The sequence below is a fragment of the Paraglaciecola sp. L1A13 genome (assembly GCF_009796745.1).
In the GTDB taxonomy this organism is placed as follows: Bacteria; Pseudomonadota; Gammaproteobacteria; order Enterobacterales; family Alteromonadaceae; genus Paraglaciecola.
Genome location: NZ_CP047024.1, coordinates 1,442,499 through 1,461,769, shown reverse-complemented (window position 1 = coordinate 1,461,769; position 19,271 = coordinate 1,442,499). Strand labels below are relative to the sequence as shown.

Below are 19,271 nucleotides of genomic sequence, written 5' to 3'. Positions count from 1 at the left end.
ATAGTCAATTTATCAACAGTATCGACTCGCATAAAAACCGAGTAAGCGATGTGAAAAATAAATATTCAGCGGTTACTAATATACTCGTTTGTTTTCTATTAATTTAACTACTCTCAAATTAAAATTCGGTGTTTGATAAACTACCGCATGATAACGGGTAATGTGTATTAAGTGATGCAAACTTACTGGGTCGGTATACAGCTGCGAGTCAGCTCGAGATTATTCAACATAAATCGGTAGTATCCGTGGTAGGCCTTGTTAAAGGAAGGCAAAGCCCTGGAACAGCTGCTGGTGTCACCTTCATTACCCTTGAAGATGATACAGGCAATAGCAATGTGATCGTGTGGCAAGCGACAGCTAGGGCTCAAAAACAAGCTTATTTAAAAGCCACGATCTTGAAGGTGAGTGGTATCTTAGAGCGCGGAGATGGCGGTGTTACCCATATTATTGCCGGTAAGCTGCATGACCTAAGTCACCTCTTTGTAGAGCTCGAAACTCGTTCCCGAGATTTTCATTAATTTGCTAACTAGCCAATGCGACTGAAAAGTATGCGTTTGGTAATGCTATCCATTCGATTTTGAGCGTCACAAAGTACAGTAGTCCCTAACACTATAATGGCTAACGTCATCAGCACAATTAATACCTGCCCATGAACTAAATGCCAGATATAAAAAAAGGCTACCCTGGTCGCCGCGCGATTAAGGATAGCCCTTTCTTTAATGGGAGTCTGGCTGTGTCTTTCGGATGCCTCGTATCGGATACCGCGTATCGGATACCGCGTATCGGATACCGCGTATCGGATACCGCGTATCGGATACCGCGTATTACGTGAACCAGTATTGCATGGGATCCCCCGCATCACACTCGATGGATTAGGTTTCTCATACGGGAGTGGCATTGCGCGATGGCGCTTTAGAATAAAGCCACCTTGATGATGCTGTGTAGATTGTCTTGGGTATTTTCGTTAGCCCAGAAACGAAAAAAGCCACCCGATTAAGGTGGCTTTGTTCTGAATGGGAGTCTGGCAGTGTGCTACTCTCGCATGGGGAAACCCCATACTACCATCGCCGCTAATGCGTTTCACTTCTGAGTTCGAGATGGGATCAGGTGGGGCCGCATCGCTATGGCCGCCAGACATAAACTGTTATCTATCAAGCTTGCACTCAATAAATCAATATGTAAAAAGCTGATGCCGTTCCTTTTCAGGTCAGGCCGTAATCATCGCTAAATCTCTTTAGTCTTACTCTTGATTATCAATACTTGTCTTCATACTTACGCAAATAACATAAAGCTACTTGGGCGTTGTATGGTTAAGCCTCACGGGCAATTAGTACAGGTTAGCTTAACGCCTTGCAACGCTTCCACACCCTGCCTATCAACGTCGTAGTCTTCAACAACCCTTTAGGACAATTAAATTGCCAGGGATGACTCATCTTAGGGCTCGCTTCCCGCTTAGATGCTTTCAGCGGTTATCGATTCCGAACGTAGCTACCGGGCAATGCCATTGGCATGACAACCCGAACACCAGCGGTTCGTCCACTCCGGTCCTCTCGTACTAGGAGCAGCTCCCTTCAATCATCCAACGCCCACACCAGATAGGGACCGAACTGTCTCACGACGTTCTAAACCCAGCTCGCGTACCACTTTAAATGGCGAACAGCCATACCCTTGGGACCGACTTCAGCCCCAGGATGTGATGAGCCGACATCGAGGTGCCAAACACCGCCGTCGATATGAACTCTTGGGCGGTATCAGCCTGTTATCCCCGGAGTACCTTTTATCCGTTGAGCGATGGCCCTTCCATACAGAACCACCGGATCACTATGACCTACTTTCGTACCTGCTCGACGTGTCTGTCTCGCAGTTAAGCTGGCTTATGCCATTGCACTAACCTCCTGATGTCCGACCAGGATTAGCCAACCTTCGTGCTCCTCCGTTACTCTTTGGGAGGAGACCGCCCCAGTCAAACTACCCACCAGGCACTGTCCGCAACCCCGATAAGGGGTCAACGTTAGAACATCAAACATACAAGGGTGGTATTTCAAGGTTGACTCCACATCATCTGGCGACGATGCTTCGAAGTCTCCCACCTATCCTACACATGTAGGGTCAATGTTCAGTGCCAAGCTATAGTAAAGGTTCACGGGGTCTTTCCGTCTAGGTGCGGGTACACAGCATCTTCACTGCGATTTCAATTTCACTGAGTCTCGGGTGGAGACAGCGTGGCCATGGTTACACCATTCGTGCAGGTCGGAACTTACCCGACAAGGAATTTCGCTACCTTAGGACCGTTATAGTTACGGCCGCCGTTTACCGGGGCTTCGATCAAGAGCTTCGCTTGCGCTAACCCCATCAATTAACCTTCCGGCACCGGGCAGGTGTCACACCGTATACGTCATCTTTCGATTTAGCACAGTGCTGTGTTTTTAATAAACAGTCCCAGCCACCTTTTCACTGCGGCCCCCATTCGCTCATGAAGCAAGTTCAATCACAAACAGGGGCGTACCTTCTCCCGAAGTTACGGTACGATTTTGCCGAGTTCCTTCACCCGAGTTCTCTCAAGCGCCTTAGTATTCTCTACCTGACCACCTGTGTCGGTTTGGGGTACGGTTCGATATATCATAAGTTTAGAGGCTTTTCCTGGAAGCAGGGTATTTGCAACTTCAATTCCGTAGAATCTCGTCTCGTGTCTCAGGCATGTAGAATCCCGGATTTACCTAAGATTCAACCCTACACACTTTCACATAGACTACCAACGCTATGCTTGCATAACCTTCTCCGTCCCCCCATCACTGATATACCAAGTACGGAAATATTAATCCGTTTCCCATCGACTACGCATTTCTGCCTCGCCTTAGGGGCCGACTTACCCTGCCCTGATTAGCATGGGACAGGAAACCTTGGTCTTCCGGCGTGGGAGTTTTTCACTCCCATTATCGTTACTCATGTCAGCATTCGCACTTGTGATATGTCCAGCAAACCTCTCAGTTCACCTTCAGCCACTTACACAACGCTCCCCTACCACGCAAAGTAAACTTTGCGTCCGCAGCTTCGGTATATTGCTTAGCCCCGTTACATCTTCCGCGCAGGCCGACTCGACTAGTGAGCTATTACGCTTTCTTTAAAGGGTGGCTGCTTCTAAGCCAACCTCCTAGCTGTCTTAGCCTTCCCACATCGTTTCCCACTTAGCAATAATTTTGGGACCTTAGCTGGCGGTCTGGGTTGTTTCCCTCTTCACGACGGACGTTAGCACCCGCCGTGTGTCTCCCGGATAGTACTCACTGGTATTCGGAGTTTGCAAAGGGTTGGTAAGTCGGGATGACCCCCTAGCCTTAACAGTGCTCTACCCCCAGTGGTATTCGTCCGAGGCGCTACCTAAATAGCTTTCGGGGAGAACCAGCTATCTCCCGGTTTGATTGGCCTTTCACCCCCAGCCACAAGTCATCCGCTAACTTTTCAACGTTAGTCGGTTCGGTCCTCCAGTTGATGTTACTCAACCTTCAACCTGCCCATGGCTAGATCACCGGGTTTCGGGTCTATACCTTGCAACTAAAACGCGCAGTTAACACTCGCTTTCGCTACGGCTCCCCTATTCGGTTAACCTCGCTACAAAATATAAGTCGCTGACCCATTATACAAAAGGTACGCAGTCACAGAACAAGTCTGCTCCTACTGCTTGTACGTATACGGTTTCAGGTTCTATTTCACTCCCCTCACAGGGGTTCTTTTCGCCTTTCCCTCACGGTACTAGTTCACTATCGGTCAGTTAGGAGTATTTAGCCTTGGAGGATGGTCCCCCCATGTTCAGTCAAGATAACTCGTGTCCCGACCTACTCGATTTCACTTAAAATTCGCGTTCGTGTACAGGGCTATCACCTTGTATCGCTGTGCTTTCCAACACATTCCACTCGCTTGTAATTAGCTTAAGGGCTAATCCCCGTTCGCTCGCCGCTACTAGGGGAATCTCGGTTGATTTCTTTTCCTAAGGGTACTTAGATGTTTCAGTTCCCCTCGTTTGCCTCGTACAGCTATGTATTCACTGTACGATACCGCCGAAGCGGTGGGTTTCCCCATTCGGATATTTGTGGATCAAAGCATTTTGTCGGCTCCCCACAACTTTTCGCAGACTTACACGTCCTTCATCGCCTCTAACTGCCTAGGCATCCACCGTATACGCTTAGTCACTTAACCATACAACCCCAAATAACCTTTTATTTATTTGACGTACAGACATTACCAACAACCGAAGTTATTAGCATTTCTGCTTTGTATGCGTGACAAGTATTCATTTTCAAATCAGATAGAGTAAGCTCTTAAAAGAGTTCTCTTAGTTTTGATTACTTTATCAGCTTTCCATATTGTTAAAGAACATTTAGCGTTTAAAAAACCCTAATCAATAGATACTTAATAAGTACGTATTGATTAAGGCTTAGCTTTGTGCGAGCAAGACCGTCCACATTAAGTGGTGGAGCCAAGCAGGATCGAACTGCTGACCTCCTGCGTGCAAGGCAGGCGCTCTCCCAGCTGAGCTATGGCCCCGCATAACTATGCAGGTCGATGCGGTCACATCGATATCTTTTCTAACTAACGAAAAGATTTGGTAGGCTTGGGCAGACTTGAACTGCCGACCTCACCCTTATCAGGGGTGCGCTCTAACCAGCTGAGCTACAAGCCTATTCTTACGAACGCTTTCGCTTTCGCATTATAGTTGCTTGTTACCCAAGCATTTCTTTTTTGCTCTTCTTTACTAACAACAAAATAATCTGTGTGAACACTCGACCTGATGAGGCCTAACCTAATAGTAAGGAGGTGATCCAACCCCAGGTTCCCCTAGGGTTACCTTGTTACGACTTCACCCCAGTCATGAATCACAAAGTGGTAACCGTCCTCCCGAAGGTTAAACTAGCTACTTCTTTTGCAACCCACTCCCATGGTGTGACGGGCGGTGTGTACAAGGCCCGGGAACGTATTCACCGCAACATTCTGATTTGCGATTACTAGCGATTCCGACTTCATGGAGTCGAGTTGCAGACTCCAATCCGGACTACGACGAGCTTTAAGGGATCCGCTTACTCTCGCAAGTTTGCTTCCCTCTGTACTCGCCATTGTAGCACGTGTGTAGCCCTACTCGTAAGGGCCATGATGACTTGACGTCGTCCCCACCTTCCTCCGGTTTGTCACCGGCAGTCTCCTTAGAGTGCCCAACTTAAGGCTGGCAACTAAGGACAAGGGTTGCGCTCGTTGCGGGACTTAACCCAACATCTCACGACACGAGCTGACGACAGCCATGCAGCACCTGTATCTAGATTCCCGAAGGCACCAATTCATCTCTGAAAAGTTTCTAGTATGTCAAGAGTAGGTAAGGTTCTTCGCGTTGCATCGAATTAAACCACATGCTCCACCGCTTGTGCGGGCCCCCGTCAATTCATTTGAGTTTTAACCTTGCGGCCGTACTCCCCAGGCGGTCTACTTATCGCGTTAGCTTCGCTACTCACGGATTAAATCCACAAACAGCTAGTAGACAGCGTTTACGGTGTGGACTACCAGGGTATCTAATCCTGTTCGCTACCCACACTTTCGCACATGAGCGTCAGTTACTGACCAGGGAGTCGCCTTCGCCACTGATGTTCCTCCAGATATCTACGCATTTCACCGCTACACCTGGAATTCCACTCCCCTCTCCAAAACTCTAGCCTGCCAGTTCTAAATGCAATTCCCAGGTTGAGCCCAGGGCTTTCACATCTAGCTTAACAAACCGCCTGCGTGCGCTTTACGCCCAGTAATTCCGATTAACGCTCGGACCCTCCGTATTACCGCGGCTGCTGGCACGGAGTTAGCCGGTCCTTCTTCTGTTGCTAACGTCACAGCTAACGGGTATTAACCGTTAACCTTTCCTCACAACTGAAAGTGCTTTACAACCCGAAGGCCTTCTTCACACACGCGGCATGGCTGCATCAGGCTTGCGCCCATTGTGCAATATTCCCCACTGCTGCCTCCCGTAGGAGTCTGGACCGTGTCTCAGTTCCAGTGTGGCTGATCTTCCTCTCAGAACAGCTAGAGATCGTCGCCTTGGTGAGCCTTTACCCCACCAACAAGCTAATCTCGCTTAGGCTACTCTTTGCGCGGGAGCCGAAGCCCCCTTTGGTCCGAAGACATTATGCGGTATTAGCTATCGTTTCCAATAGTTATCCCCCACGCAAAGGCATATTCCTAAGTATTACTCACCCGTCCGCCACTCGTCATCTTCTAGCAAGCTAGAAATGTTACCGTTCGACTTGCATGTGTTAGGCCTGCCGCCAGCGTTCAATCTGAGCCATGATCAAACTCTTCAATTAAATATTTATCGAACATGAATTTTTTTTGGTAGACACTCATCAAGTGAGTGCCCACACAGATTATTTTGTTATTAATTGTTAAAGAGCAGTGCTACTTCGTAGCGTGCTTCCGGAGAAGCGGCTTAAGATGCTGTCCGAAGACCCTCTTAAGCGGGAGGCGTATAATACGCTCTCAAGTTTCGATGTCAAGGCTTTAACTTCATTTAATTTCGAATCAATTTTTGACGTAAATCTCAAACCGAATCAGCAAACTAAACTGCCCTGCATCACGCTAACCACTTGACTCCGAAGAGTCCGCAATTACCTGGGTAAACCCAGTGTCGGTGCAGCTGTTTTAGCGGCTGTCCCGAAGCGAGAGGCGCATTATAGAGATCAAAACTGACAGCGCAACCCTTTATTGAATAAAATTATCTAAGCGACTAATTTATGCACAATACGTCTATTTTTAGAGCATATCGTCTGTATTAATTGCTATATAAAGGTGGCTTTGAATAAAGGAATCATACAAAAGCGATTTATACGGCTCTACCGTTACCTCTATCTACAGATCCATAACCTGTTTTATCATGACAAAAATGTGAGTTATTCCCAGACTTCCCCCATTTGTTAACCGCTTAGCTTCCATGGCGTGTGCGACCAGTAAGTTTTGTACGCTCAACGTCCTTTGGTTAGTAACCGTCTCAAGTGGTAGATAATGTTAAATCACGTTAGAGATTTCATAATAAAGAGAGACCTAACTACAACCCTATCGCGAATTAGCCTGTCTTAATCAGATTTGCAGAAGGTTTAATATGACTGCGAATATACAGCTACGCATAACACAATGTCTTAAGCATCTAATATTTATTAACTACTATTATGCAATGAAGTCATAAAGCTGTTGTTAAGGCAGAAGCGTAGTAACGAGTTTTCATTTTAAATGAAGGACTTTTTGGCTTGAGCTTTCATTAGCCAGATATCGCTACAACTACATTGAGAGGAAGATATTTTGGTTCAGCTATATAGTTAGCTATATAGTTAGCTATATAGTTAGCTATAAGTAGCTGTCATAAAGGATGTTTGGGAGGGGATCGCTATCAGGCCATGTGTTCGACTTGATAGCGAGTCTACGTTGTTTACTAAACTGTCTTTACTTGGACAGATTACAGTGGTGGTTTACTATTCTTTTTTTGAAGATTCTTGATTAGCTTCTTGCTGTTCTTCCGTTTTGTCTTCAGGATCGGTTTCAGTGGGTATAAAGTCCGCATCATTTTCATCAGCATCCCCTACCACATGTTCGAGTTTCACCTTATCGACACTGCGAAACGTATTAATAGGCCCAGCTAACGCATACAGGGCAAACACAACAAATAAAACCAAAGCGGGCTCAGTAGCAACCACTATGAAAATCAGCATAATTAATAACAAAGCAACAAACGGTACTTTGCCATGCCAATTGACTTCTTTAAATGAATTGTATTTAAAGTTACTAACCATCAATAACCCAGCGAAACTGGTTACTAGAGCAACAATAACGCTATAGTCATCTCCATTGACATCATATTCACCACCGACCCAAACTAAACCTGCCACTAATGCAGCAGCAGCTGGACTGGCAAGGCCTTGAAAATAACGTTTATCTGCAACACCCAGTTGAGTATTAAAACGTGCAAGTCTAAGTGCTGCACCTGCTACGTAGATAAAGGCGGCTAACCAACCGATTTTACCTAACCCGCTCAATCCCCAATTGTAAGCAACGAGTGCAGGCGCCATTCCAAATGAGACCATATCGGCCATAGAGTCATACTCAGCACCGAACTCGCTTTGGGTGTTCGTCATTCGCGCGACACGACCATCAAGCCCATCAAAAATCATCGCTACAAATATCGCTATTGCAGCGGCTTCAAAGTGCCCATTCATAGACGCAACAACGGCATAAAAACCCGAGAACAAGCCCGCGGTTGTTAATAAATTAGGTAAAAGATAAATACCTTTACGTTTAGATTCGGGCATAACAGCTCCTCTGATAAAATAACGGCGCCAAGATAACATAAACGGTTCGCTTTGGTTATCAGGCATCATAAAAAACACCAAACTAGGTTAGCTCAACAATTTATCCTTTTGTATGAGTAACCATACCTATTATACCTATTTCTAATATTTGCTAATACAAATAAGGTGTATAATTACCACATTGTCGACGAATTGAGTCACTTGCTCATAAAGTTGTCCACTTTCTTTACACCTTGGGTGTTAGTGTTAGACAAACTATTTTAAGCCTCTGTAATAAATGGTTTAATTTAATCTGGCACTGTTATTGCTTTAGCGAAATATATAGTTAATTAGAAAACACAACATATTAAGAGGACAGGAAGATTAATATGAATAATTTATTTACTTTGCGCAACGTGGCGCTAGCGGCTTCGCTAATGACATTTTCATTTGCTAGTTTGGCAACAGACACCACAGATTGGGATTTTAGAACTTCTGGTGGTAACAGTTATGGAAGTGGTAGCGGTACCAATTCTTATGGTAACACGTTAAGTTTTAATTCGGCTGATACCGATTTAACAATTACGGCTTGGGCCGATACTCTTGAACAAAACGATCCAGACACAATTCAAACCGCGACGGCTGCTCAAAATAGCTACGGTTTGTTGAATTACAACCGTAATAATGATGGTCATTATGTCGATAATCGCGGTGATACTGACATGTTGTTGTTTACCTTTGATGATTTGGTATCTATTACCGGAGTTAATATTGGTTACTATAGCAATGATTCAGATATATCAATCGCTGCTTTTGAAACGCTACCAACATTACAAGGACAGACTTGGGCTAGTGTTGCCAGCAATGCAAGTTTTAGTACAAGTTTTGCTAATATCGGCGACGGTTGGAGCTCACTTACCAGTGAGACTTCTGGTGTAGATGCTCAATATTGGATAATTGGTGCTTATAATAGCTCATTCGGTCAATCTGGTGGAGGTGCTTTCGGAAGTAATAATGATTATCTCAAGATTGCGGGTATATCAACGATTGCTGGAGCAACCCCTAAACCACCGACATCAGATGTAGCAGAGCCAAGCTCGTTAGCTATATTGGCATCATTTGGTTTATTTGCTGTATGGCGCCGTCGTAAATCAGCTTAAGTTTTATAAGTTAAGAAGACCTCACATTGTGAGGTTTTTTTTTGCCTGAAAATATACATTGGTATATTCATACCTATCGAAACCTAAGGCATTTAAGGTAAATATACCGTAGTATTTTACGTCTGCATTCTAAGGAAAAGAGTCAATACGATTTATGAAACTTCGTTCACTAACTATATCACTCAGTGCAATTGCTTTTTGCGCGATATTACCCTCTCTAGCGTTTGCTGATGCATCTGAAAATTATGAAAAAGCACTCGCTGCATTTAACCAAGAGGCATTTCCAGAGTCATATATTCATCTTAAGAATGCCTTACAAGAATCGCCTTCTCATCTGCCTTCTAAATTACTTATGGGCCGAGTGTTATTAATTGATGGTTATGTGAATGACGCAATAACTGAATTTGAAGAAGTGATGGCCGCTGGCGCCGATCTAAATTTAGTATTGGTTCCCTTAGCCAATGCCTATTTTATTAGTCGGGACTTAGACGATCTTTTAGAATTGCCTATTCCACGCAATTTATCGGCCCAAGTAAAACTGGATGTATTGTTGTTGAAAGCTGCCGCACACGTACAACTAAATAATTTGCAACAAGCACAGACTCTTTATGAAAATACTCGGCTTGAATTTAAAAAAGATGTACGTGCGCTAAATGGATTAGCGCAGATTGCTTTTTTAAACAAAGACTACGCATTAGCGAATAAATACCTTGATACCGCGCAGGCCGAGCATAGCCAAAATCCCCAAAGCTTATTTTTACGTGGCCTTGTACTGCAAAGCCAAGGTAGAAGCGCAGATGCAAGAGCACAATTTGAACTTGCGCATCAATACGATAGTTTTGACCCAACTATTAAGCGCGCGTTAGCCAATAGTTACGTTGAAGGGAATATGTTACCTGAGGCACAAGCGATGATCGCGCAGATAGAAGAGCAAACCACAGGAGACTTACAAACTCAATTGCTCAAAGCCCGTCTGCTAGCCATGCAAGAGAAAAATGGCGAAGCTGACGCGTTATTAGCAACTCTGAGTCAAACCTTGAGTTTAGCCACTGACGACAACAAAGAGAAAACGGCGTGGATCAGCTTAGTTACCGGTATTACTGCTTATATTAATAAAAATTATGACGTAACGGTACGAGAGCTTTCACGCTATGTAAAAACGGGGTCTGCACCACCTGAGCTTTTAGGCATGCTCGCAGAGGCACACATTCGACAAGGCTACCCCAAAAAAGCCGTGAAGCTTTTAGAGTTAAATGAAAGCAGCGTGCTGAAAAGTATTCCCGTCTCCTCTTTACTCTGCGACTTATATCTTGCTAGCAACAAAGTATTTAAATGCAATAGCATTGTTGAAGAACTGAAAAAGACTGATGGCGACAATCACAGCGTCATTTTGTTGGAAGCGAAACTACTGGTGCGTCGTGATAAAGCTGAGCAAGCTATTGCACTATTAAACAATAGTAACCTTGACACTAATGCCGAAGATGTATTGCTATTTAAAGCTTCACTGGAAGCGAACGAACAGCGTTACAATGAGGCATTGTTATCAGCGAATAAACTGGCACTTTTGCAACCCGACAATTCTCATTACGCGAACTTAAGTGCAGATTTAAACATTCGTTTGGGAAATTTAAAGGATGCTGAGACGACCTTGAATAAAATTCTATTCAAAGACGCCGATAATATAGCTGCGCTAATGAATCTTACCCGTGTGGAATTTGCGCAAAATAAACTGCCAGCATCCCTGACCTCGATAGAAAAAGTCATCGCCCTAGCGCCTACCAACACGGCTGCGCTTATTTTACATGCGCAAATATTAGTCAAGCAAAATGAATTAGACTCGGCAATTGAGAGTTTACTCACCGCCAAAGCGCTTGCGCCCAATAGTGCCGGACCTCATGAGTTACTCGTTAATATCTATCGCCAACAACAAAAGTATCCGATTGCCCTAAATGAGATAAACGCCTTATTAAAAATCAATCGTTTTAATTCGGCTTATCTATTTGAAAAAGCCAATTTGTTGCTCGCCCTTGATGAACCAAAAGAAGCGAAAACACAGCTTGATATATTATTCAGTCAATGGTCGGACAACGCAGTACAATTAGTTGAGTTAAGTCGCAGCCAACTGCAAGCAAACGACATTGCCGGTGCGCAAATAAGTCTCGAACGGGCAATAGATATTGCACCGGATTACGCCCTTGCAAAGTTAGAATATGGCCAATTGCTGTTAACACAAAATAGGCTTAGCGAAGTAGAAACGCTGGTAGCGAATATGCAGAAATCGTTTACTGATAACCCTAATGTATTTGTGCTACAAGGTCATTACTTCAAGGCCATTGGCGATACACAACAAACATATCAAGCCTATACCCGTGCTTTAGCTCTCGATCCTAATTTCACGTTACCTTTAATTGAGCTATATCAACTCGCGAGTCAAGGAGAGCACGCAAATGAATTTACTCAGTATCTCATTCAATATCTGTCTACTCACACCGATGCACACTTTCAGCGCCACCTACTGGCGGACCTAAATTTCATCGCTAACGATTTTGCCAATGCTGAAGCACATTATCAAAAACTCATCGCTATCGATGATTTGCCCAATAAAGCTAGAATCTACAATAACCTGGCTATTATCCAGATAGATTCTGACAATAAACAAGGGCTACTATACGCCGAGCAAGCAAGCAAACTTGCACCGAACTCGGCCGCTATACTGGATACTAAGGGCTGGCTGTTAGTTAAGAATGCTCAATATCAAGAAGCCTTAAAAACACTTAGGTTGGCGTTTACATTGCGCTCGAATGATCCCTCTATACGTTATCATTTGGCAGTTGCATTAAAGGAGTTGGGCCGCGTGGATCAGGCTAAAGGCCAATTAAAGCAAGCCATTGATAGTGCAAAGGACTTTCCTGAAAAACAGGAAGCAATTGCGTTGCTGCAAACATTGTAATATTTCGTACACTAGGTGTATTGCCCCATTAGATTTGCCAATACCTAGAAACAAAAACGGCTACTTAAGTAGCCGTTTTCTATTAACCAGTGGATTATTTAGTGCTTTATGACCCACTACTGACTCGATTAATTAGTTAATAATTAAGCCATTCTCATCCGCATCAATACTAACTACGCTGTCTGCCATCAGTTTTCCAGATAAAATCTTTTGGGCTAATGGATTTTCAATTTCCATTTGAATAGCCCGTTTGAGTGGGCGAGCGCCATAGACCGGATCAAACCCAGCTTCTGCGATTTTATGCAACGCCGCATCGGTCAATTCTAATCCAATCCCCTTCTCTTCTAAGCGTTTGCGTAGGAATTGCAACTGCCTGCTGGCGATGGAGGTTATCTGTTCTAATCCTAACGGATGGAACACCACGGTTTCGTCAACACGATTTAAGAACTCAGGTCTAAAATGAGTACTTAGTACCTCAAGCACTGATTTCTTCATTTTTTCGTAATCATTTTCACTATGTTGCTCCTGAATGATATCGGAGCCCAAATTAGAGGTCATAATGATCACGGTATTTTTAAAATCAACTGTACGCCCCTGCCCGTCCGTTAAACGACCATCATCGAGTACCTGAAGCAAAATGTTGAATACATCAGGATGCGCCTTTTCGATTTCATCCAGCAATATCACGGAATAGGGCTTACGACGCACTGCTTCTGTTAGATAGCCACCTTCCTCATACCCTACATAACCAGGGGGTGCCCCAACTAAGCGTGAAACTGAGTGTTTTTCCATAAACTCAGACATATCAATACGCACCATAGCGTCTTCGGTATCGAACAAAAAGCTAGCTAGGGTTTTACATAGCTCAGTTTTACCCACCCCTGTTGGGCCTAAAAACAAAAATGAACCTATTGGTTTATTTGGATCAGCCAAACCGGCACGTGAACGCCGGATCGCATTCGATACTGCGGTGACTGCTTCACTTTGCCCCACAACACGTTCATGTAATGCGCTCTCCATGCTCATGAGTTTATCTTTCTCACCTTCAAGCATTTTTGACACTGGAATACCGGTCCAGCGTGAAAGCACATCAGCAATTTCATTCTCTGTTACGCGACTCTTAAGAAGCTGATGTTCTGTGTTTTGCGACTCTGACTCTGTCGCTATCTCAAGCTTACTTTCAAGCTCAGGAATTCGTCCATATTGCAGTTCGGACATACGGCTTAAATCAGACGCACGACGGGCTATTTCTAAATCTAATTTAGCTTGGTCAAGCTCTGCACGAATACTTTGTGTGCCTTGCATGGCTAATTTTTCAGACTTCCAGATCGTTTCTAATTCAGAGAATTTAAATTCAGCTTGTTCACGTTCAATTTCAATAAGTTCTAAGCGCTTATGACTCGCATCATCTTTCTCTTTTGCTAACGCTTGCTCTTCGAGTTTTAATTGAATTATGCGCCGCTCAAGTCTATCCATGTCCTCTGGTTTCGAGTCCATTTGCATACGAATACTTGATGCTGCCTCATCGATTAGATCAATGGCTTTATCAGGTAATTGTCGGTCGCTAATATAACGATGAGACAACGAAGCCGCTGCAACAATAGCGGGGTCAGTTATTTCAACTGAATGGTGTAACTCATAACGCTCTTTCAAGCCGCGCAATATCGCAATGGTATCTTCAACACTCGGCTCGTCCACCAGCACTTTTTGAAAGCGTCTTTCTAGAGCAGCATCTTTTTCAATATACTGTCTGTATTCATCTAATGTGGTTGCGCCAACACAATGTAATTCACCACGAGCCAAGGCTGGTTTTAGCATATTACCCGCGTCCATCGCGCCTTCGCCTTTACCGGCACCCACCATGGTATGCAATTCATCAATGAATAAAATGACCCGACCTTCTTCTTTGGCCAACTCATTCAGTACCGCTTTCAAGCGTTCTTCAAATTCACCACGGTATTTAGCCCCAGCAATTAGTGCTCCCATATCGAGAGACAGAACACGTTTGTTTTTTAAACTTTCTGGCACTTCGGAGTTGATAATCCGCTGAGCTAGCCCCTCTGCAATCGCAGTTTTACCAACGCCTGGCGCACCAATTAACACAGGGTTATTCTTTGTGCGGCGCTGTAGCACCTGAATGGTTCGGCGTATTTCATCGTCTCGTCCGATAACAGGATCAAGCTTGCCCTGCTCGGCTCGTTCGGTAAGGTCAGTGGTAAACTTCTCTAATGCTTGGCGAACATCCTCAGCATTTGGATCGTTTACCGTTTGCCCACCACGAATATCTTCTATTGCTTTTTCAAGAGACTCTTCTGTGGCACCAACCTGACGCAACAAATCACCCAGCTTACCTTTGTCTTGCACTGCGGCCAGTACAAATATTTCCGATGTAATGTATTTGTCTTTGCGTTTTTGAGCAATCTTATCACTTAGGTTCAGCAATACGACCGACTCCTTGGCTAATTGTACGTCGCCGCCGACACCTTCCACACGAGGAATTTTATCTACTGCTTCGGCCAGTGCTGAACGCAACGAATTCACGTTTACTTTGGCGTGTTCGAATAATGCGCGCACAGATCCGCCCTGCTGATTCAGCAAAGCCGTCATCACATGTACGGGTTCGATGTATTGATGATCACGCCCAAGCGCTATGGATTGAGCATCGGATATAGCAAGTTGAAACTTGCTGGTGAAACTATCTAAACGCATATACCACTCACTTATAATGGATTAATAATTAACCTATTAATGGTGTGATTTTAAAAATATTCAAGCAGATCCTACGATTTTAGTAGACAAATATTGAGCTAGATCAAGTTGATATATAAGCCTAAGGCTCAAGGTAAATACCCGAAACCATTCTACCTGTATCGGCTAAGCCTTGATGGGTAGCACGACGATGAGAAAATAGCTGCTGATCGTTTTCATAAGTGCACAGGTCCGCAGTGTAAACATTGGTTATCCCAATTGCCGTTAGCTTTTCAAGGGCTATTGTTTGCAGGTCCACCTGATACTTCCCCTTACTTAGCCCTTTAGTAAAGCAATGGGTATATTGATCAAAGTGTTTTAGGACAGTTTCGTTTACTTCATAATTTTTTTGGCTAATGTGAGGACCAATCCACGCAAGCAAATTGCCTGGATTGCTATGCATCACCTTACAGCTATTTTCAATCACACCGTCAGCTAGACCTTTCCACCCCGCATGCACAGCCGCAATTTCCGTACCCTGATTGTTACAAAGTAAAATAGGCAGACAATCTGCCGACATAACAGCACATACCAATCCCGAGTAAGTTGTTGTCGTCGCATCAGCATCTTGGTTTTGCTCAGAGTCAGGCGTTAATAAAATACAATCGTTACCATGCACTTGATTCAACCATTTCACATGTTGATAGCGAGGTAACCGTTGTCGATTAGCCAGCACAGCGGCATTATCATCCCCAACATGGGCACCGACGTTAAAAGAATCATAGGGAAACTGACTAGCCCCACCCGCTCGCAACGTCGAAAATGCCTGTACCTTTTTTGGCGCAGGCCAATTAGGTGTTATGAATGATAATGCTGTCATTGTTTAAACGAGATCGTTTGGGTTTTGCGCGGTATCTTCTTTTAATACCGCTAACAAATTAACAAAGTCGTCAGGCAATGGTGCTTGGAACGACATCCACTCGCCAGTAATGGGATGTTCAAGTTCTAACTGAATCGCGTGCAAGGCTTGGCGTTTAAAACCACGAATAGTTTCAATCATAATTTCACTTGCCGCTTTAGGTAAACGAGGGCGGCCACCATATGCTTGATCACCTATCAAAGGGTGACGTAAATGCGCCATGTGCACACGAATCTGATGTGTTCTGCCCGATTCAAGCTTTAAGCGAAGATGAGTATGGGCACGAAATTTTTGCTTAACACGGTAGTGCGTTAAAGCGGGTTTACCCGATTGAACCACTGCCATGTTTGTGCGCTTAGTAGGATGACGACCGATCGGCTCGTCAACACTACCACCCGCAATTAAGTTGCCATAAACAACCGCTTCATATTCGCGGCTTATTTCTCGTGCTTGAAGCTTTTCCACTAAATGCGTTTGAGCAGGAATGGTTTTGGCCACAACCATCAAACCGGTGGTATCTTTATCTAAGCGGTGTACGATGCCCGCGCGTGGCACACTGCCAATATCAGGAACATGGTTAAGCAACGCATTCAAAATAGTACCGTTGGCATTGCCTGCCCCGGGGTGCACTACCAAATTTGTTGGTTTGTTGATCACAAGAATATGCTCATCTTCGTATACGATATTCAAATCGATATTTTGAGCGCTGTGCCGTTCCTGTATTTCGATACTGGCATTGATTTCAATTAACTCTTCACCAAGCAACTTTTCTCTTGGTTTGTTCACTATCTGACCATCTACGGAGACTTGATCGGCTAAAATCCAATCTTTTATACGCGATCGTGAATAATCAGGGAACATTTCGGCCAAAGCTTGATCTAAACGTTTACCTAACAACGTTTGTGGCACCGCGGCCTGTAGTTGTATTTTTTCATAGCTTGTAGACATGCAAAGGAGACCCTAGTAGTGTTTCGAACGATTTATATGTGCATAGCCCAATACGCTGGGTTAGAATATGCAGCTGTTATCGGTTCTATAAAACCCTATTCTAACGGATTTTTGCCAGCAATGAATCGACGAACGCTTATCGCAAGCATAAATAAGAGCAAATAAGATAAATATGATGAGAAAGTTATCGTTACCCAAGATTTTTCTAGCCGCAGCGATTATCGCGATAAGTGGCTGTTCGTCCTCTCCAGATGAAGAAGAAGTAGTTGTAAATAATCGTAGCGCCAATCTTTATATGAAGATGCTAAAGAAAAAATGGCAATTGGTAACTTCAATGCTGCCACCGCGACCCTTAGTGCATTAGATTCGAGATATCCATTTGGACCTTTATCAAATCAGGTTCAGTTAGATTTAATTTATGCTTACTATAAGTCAGGTAAAGTGAACGAAGCCATTTCGACTATCGATCGCTTCACCCGTTTAAACCCAAACCACGCTGATGTTGACTACGCTTTATATATGCGCGGATTAACTAACATGGAATCTGATAAAAACTTATTCCAAGAATTGGTTGGTATTGACCGTTCAGACCGCGATCCAAGTAAATCTCGTGAAGCATTTGAAGATTTCAGACGTTTAATTGAGAAGTACCCTGACAGCAAATACGCCGCTGATGCGCAAAAACGTATGTTGCACATCAAAAGCCGTCTAGCAAAGTATGAAATCGCTATTGCACGTTTTTATATGCGTCGTGAAGCATACGTAGCTGCAGCGAACCGTGGACGTTACGTGCTTGAGTACTATCCAGATACAGACCATGTGCAAGAAGCCTTAGAAATCATGGTGGAATGTTACGATCAACTAAAGCTTGATGATTTGAAAAATAACGTGATGAAAACGCTTAAACTTAACTATCCAGAAAGCAGTTTTATCAGCTAACGGGATAGATAGCTTAACCATTAAAAAACGCGCTCAAGGCGCGTTTTTTTATAGGTGAAATTTACGTGATACGTTATTTAAAAAACAACTGGCTGAATGGGTTTAAAAGTCTCGCTAAGCCCGAAGTGAAATGTAGCGGCTTATCTACCATGGTAAAAACTAAACACCCCTCATCGGCCTCAGAGAAAGGCATGTGTTTGTTACTGCTATCCATAATGGTAAAATCACCACAATCGTAGTCGGCTAAGCCATCACTAAACTGCCCATCAATAACAAGGGTGAACTCGGAACCTTTGTGGGTATGCTCAGGAACACGACCGCCTTTTTCCATATAAATGAAATTAGCTTGCCCGTCCTGACCTAAATCCACTGGTGCCTGCCATAATTTACCCACTAGTCGAGACCAGTTACCGGTTTTCTGAGTATATCTAGCGAGCGCTCTGGGCAGAGTAAATTGCCGACCATCGAGTTCAAGAGGATAATTGACTGGCGGAGTTTTTGTTGGCTCAAAATCCGTAGTTTGCATAATCTGTAACATCATCTCGTTGAGGCCTTTATCAACATCAGGAGATTGAATAGCTCGTGATAGTTCTTGTGCACCTATATCTTCCTGCGCCTGCATTGTTAATGCCTGACAACGGGGGCACATATCAACATGAGCTGAAATTATTAGCGCTAAATTAACTGGACACGTCCCTTCAGCGAAAGCATGAAGATGTGCCAATTCAGGATGGAAATTAATCATTATCTTTTAACATCTCTTTTAAACGCTGCAGAGCAAGGCGTGTTCGCGATTTGACAGTGCCGAGGGGAATGGACAATTCGTCCGCCACTTCCTGTTGAGATTTACCTTCGACATAGATAGCCTCAATAACAGCACGCTGTTTGTCCGGAAGTGCCGTAAACAACTTGCCGAGTTCTTGCAACGTAACTTGTTCATCGAGGGGGACTTCATTAACGTCTGCGGTTTGTTCACAAAGAACGGGCCATAAATCATCTGCGCAAATGTCTTCTTTGCGATTGCGTTGTTTACGGAGCATGTCGAAACGAATGTTACGGGCAATGGTAAAAATCCATGTCGACGGAGCACCTTTCTCGGAATTAAACAGGTGAGATTTTTGCCACACATTCGACATCGTATCTTGCACCAACTCCATAGCAAGGGCTTCGTTACCCATTTGCTTGAGTGCATATGAGCGAAGTCGCGGGGCAAAATAATTAAATACCTCCGCAAAAGAGCGTTTACAGCGCAGTTGCCCTACTAATTCGAGATAAGCTGACATTTCATCAGCACACTCTTTCGGTACAACTGCATTTGAATATTTTGTTTCCAAAGGGATTCCGACAAGCATCACTTTTCA

The 19,271-nt window shown here is 44.1% G+C and carries 8 protein-coding genes, 2 tRNA genes, 3 rRNA genes and 2 pseudogenes; 4 read left to right on the top strand and 11 right to left on the bottom strand.

The window, feature by feature from the left end; all coding sequences use genetic code 11:
• Positions 1-164: 164 nt before the first annotated feature.
• Positions 165-518 (top strand): annotated as a pseudogene (locus GQR89_RS06060) (OB-fold nucleic acid binding domain-containing protein); the annotation flags it as partial.
• A 501-nt stretch (positions 519-1,019) separates the two neighbouring features.
• On the opposite strand, the gene rrf reads toward GQR89_RS06060, so the two are convergent.
• The 6 genes from rrf to pssA all read right to left on the bottom strand — a co-directional run bounded on the left by rrf (position 1,020) and on the right by pssA (position 8,327).
• A 5S ribosomal RNA gene (gene rrf / locus GQR89_RS06055) occupies positions 1,020-1,135 on the bottom strand.
• 171 nt (positions 1,136-1,306) lie between these two features.
• Positions 1,307-4,191 (bottom strand): 23S ribosomal RNA (locus tag GQR89_RS06050).
• A 272-nt stretch (positions 4,192-4,463) separates the two neighbouring features.
• A tRNA-Ala gene (locus GQR89_RS06045) sits at positions 4,464-4,539 on the bottom strand.
• A 59-nt stretch (positions 4,540-4,598) separates the two neighbouring features.
• Positions 4,599-4,675 (bottom strand) — tRNA-Ile (locus tag GQR89_RS06040).
• Positions 4,676-4,802: 127 nt separating this feature from the next.
• Positions 4,803-6,335 (bottom strand): 16S ribosomal RNA (locus tag GQR89_RS06035).
• Together the 16S, 23S and 5S rRNA genes with 2 tRNA genes alongside form the textbook arrangement of a ribosomal RNA operon.
• A 1,158-nt stretch (positions 6,336-7,493) precedes the next feature.
• Positions 7,494-8,327, bottom strand: coding sequence for a CDP-diacylglycerol--serine O-phosphatidyltransferase (gene pssA / locus GQR89_RS06030; RefSeq protein ID WP_158769226.1), 834 nt, complete (start codon positions 8,325-8,327; stop codon positions 7,494-7,496).
• A 368-nt stretch (positions 8,328-8,695) separates the two neighbouring features.
• Between pssA and xdp1 the strand changes: the two genes are divergently transcribed.
• Together xdp1 and prsT are read left to right on the top strand one after the other, a co-directional pair.
• Positions 8,696-9,466: an exosortase-dependent surface protein XDP1 gene (xdp1, locus tag GQR89_RS06025; protein ID WP_158769225.1), complete on the top strand. Its 771-nt coding sequence runs from the start codon at positions 8,696-8,698 to the stop codon at positions 9,464-9,466.
• A 154-nt stretch (positions 9,467-9,620) separates the two neighbouring features.
• Positions 9,621-12,416, top strand: coding sequence for an XrtA/PEP-CTERM system TPR-repeat protein PrsT (gene prsT, locus GQR89_RS06020; RefSeq protein ID WP_158769224.1), 2,796 nt, complete (start codon positions 9,621-9,623; stop codon positions 12,414-12,416).
• Positions 12,417-12,548: 132 nt separating this feature from the next.
• On the opposite strand, the gene clpB is transcribed toward prsT, so the two are convergent.
• The 3 genes from clpB to rluD form a co-directional block, all read right to left on the bottom strand.
• Entirely contained in the window at positions 12,549-15,125 is a 2,577-nt protein-coding gene (clpB, locus tag GQR89_RS06015; RefSeq protein WP_158769223.1) for an ATP-dependent chaperone ClpB, read from the bottom strand.
• Positions 15,126-15,246: 121 nt separating this feature from the next.
• Positions 15,247-15,984, bottom strand: a complete 738-nt coding sequence (gene pgeF, locus GQR89_RS06010) for a peptidoglycan editing factor PgeF (RefSeq protein WP_158769222.1) — start codon at positions 15,982-15,984, stop codon at positions 15,247-15,249.
• A 3-nt stretch (positions 15,985-15,987) separates the two neighbouring features.
• On the bottom strand, positions 15,988-16,971 hold the full coding sequence (rluD, locus tag GQR89_RS06005; RefSeq protein WP_158769221.1) for a 23S rRNA pseudouridine(1911/1915/1917) synthase RluD: 984 nt from the start codon (positions 16,969-16,971) through the stop codon (positions 15,988-15,990).
• 175 nt (positions 16,972-17,146) lie between these two features.
• Here rluD and GQR89_RS05995 point away from each other — a divergent pair.
• A pseudogene (locus GQR89_RS05995) lies at positions 17,147-17,910 on the top strand (outer membrane protein assembly factor BamD).
• A gap of 73 nt (positions 17,911-17,983) precedes the next feature.
• Here the strand turns inward: GQR89_RS05995 and GQR89_RS05990 are convergent.
• Both GQR89_RS05990 and GQR89_RS05985 read right to left on the bottom strand, forming a co-directional pair.
• Complete coding sequence (locus tag GQR89_RS05990) at positions 17,984-18,655, bottom strand: ChrR family anti-sigma-E factor (RefSeq protein WP_158769219.1); 672 nt, start codon at positions 18,653-18,655, stop codon at positions 17,984-17,986.
• Positions 18,648-19,262: a sigma-70 family RNA polymerase sigma factor gene (locus GQR89_RS05985; protein WP_158769218.1), complete on the bottom strand. Its 615-nt coding sequence runs from the start codon at positions 19,260-19,262 to the stop codon at positions 18,648-18,650. The genes GQR89_RS05990 and GQR89_RS05985 overlap by 8 nt, the downstream gene beginning before the upstream one ends.
• Positions 19,263-19,271 lie beyond the last annotated feature (9 nt).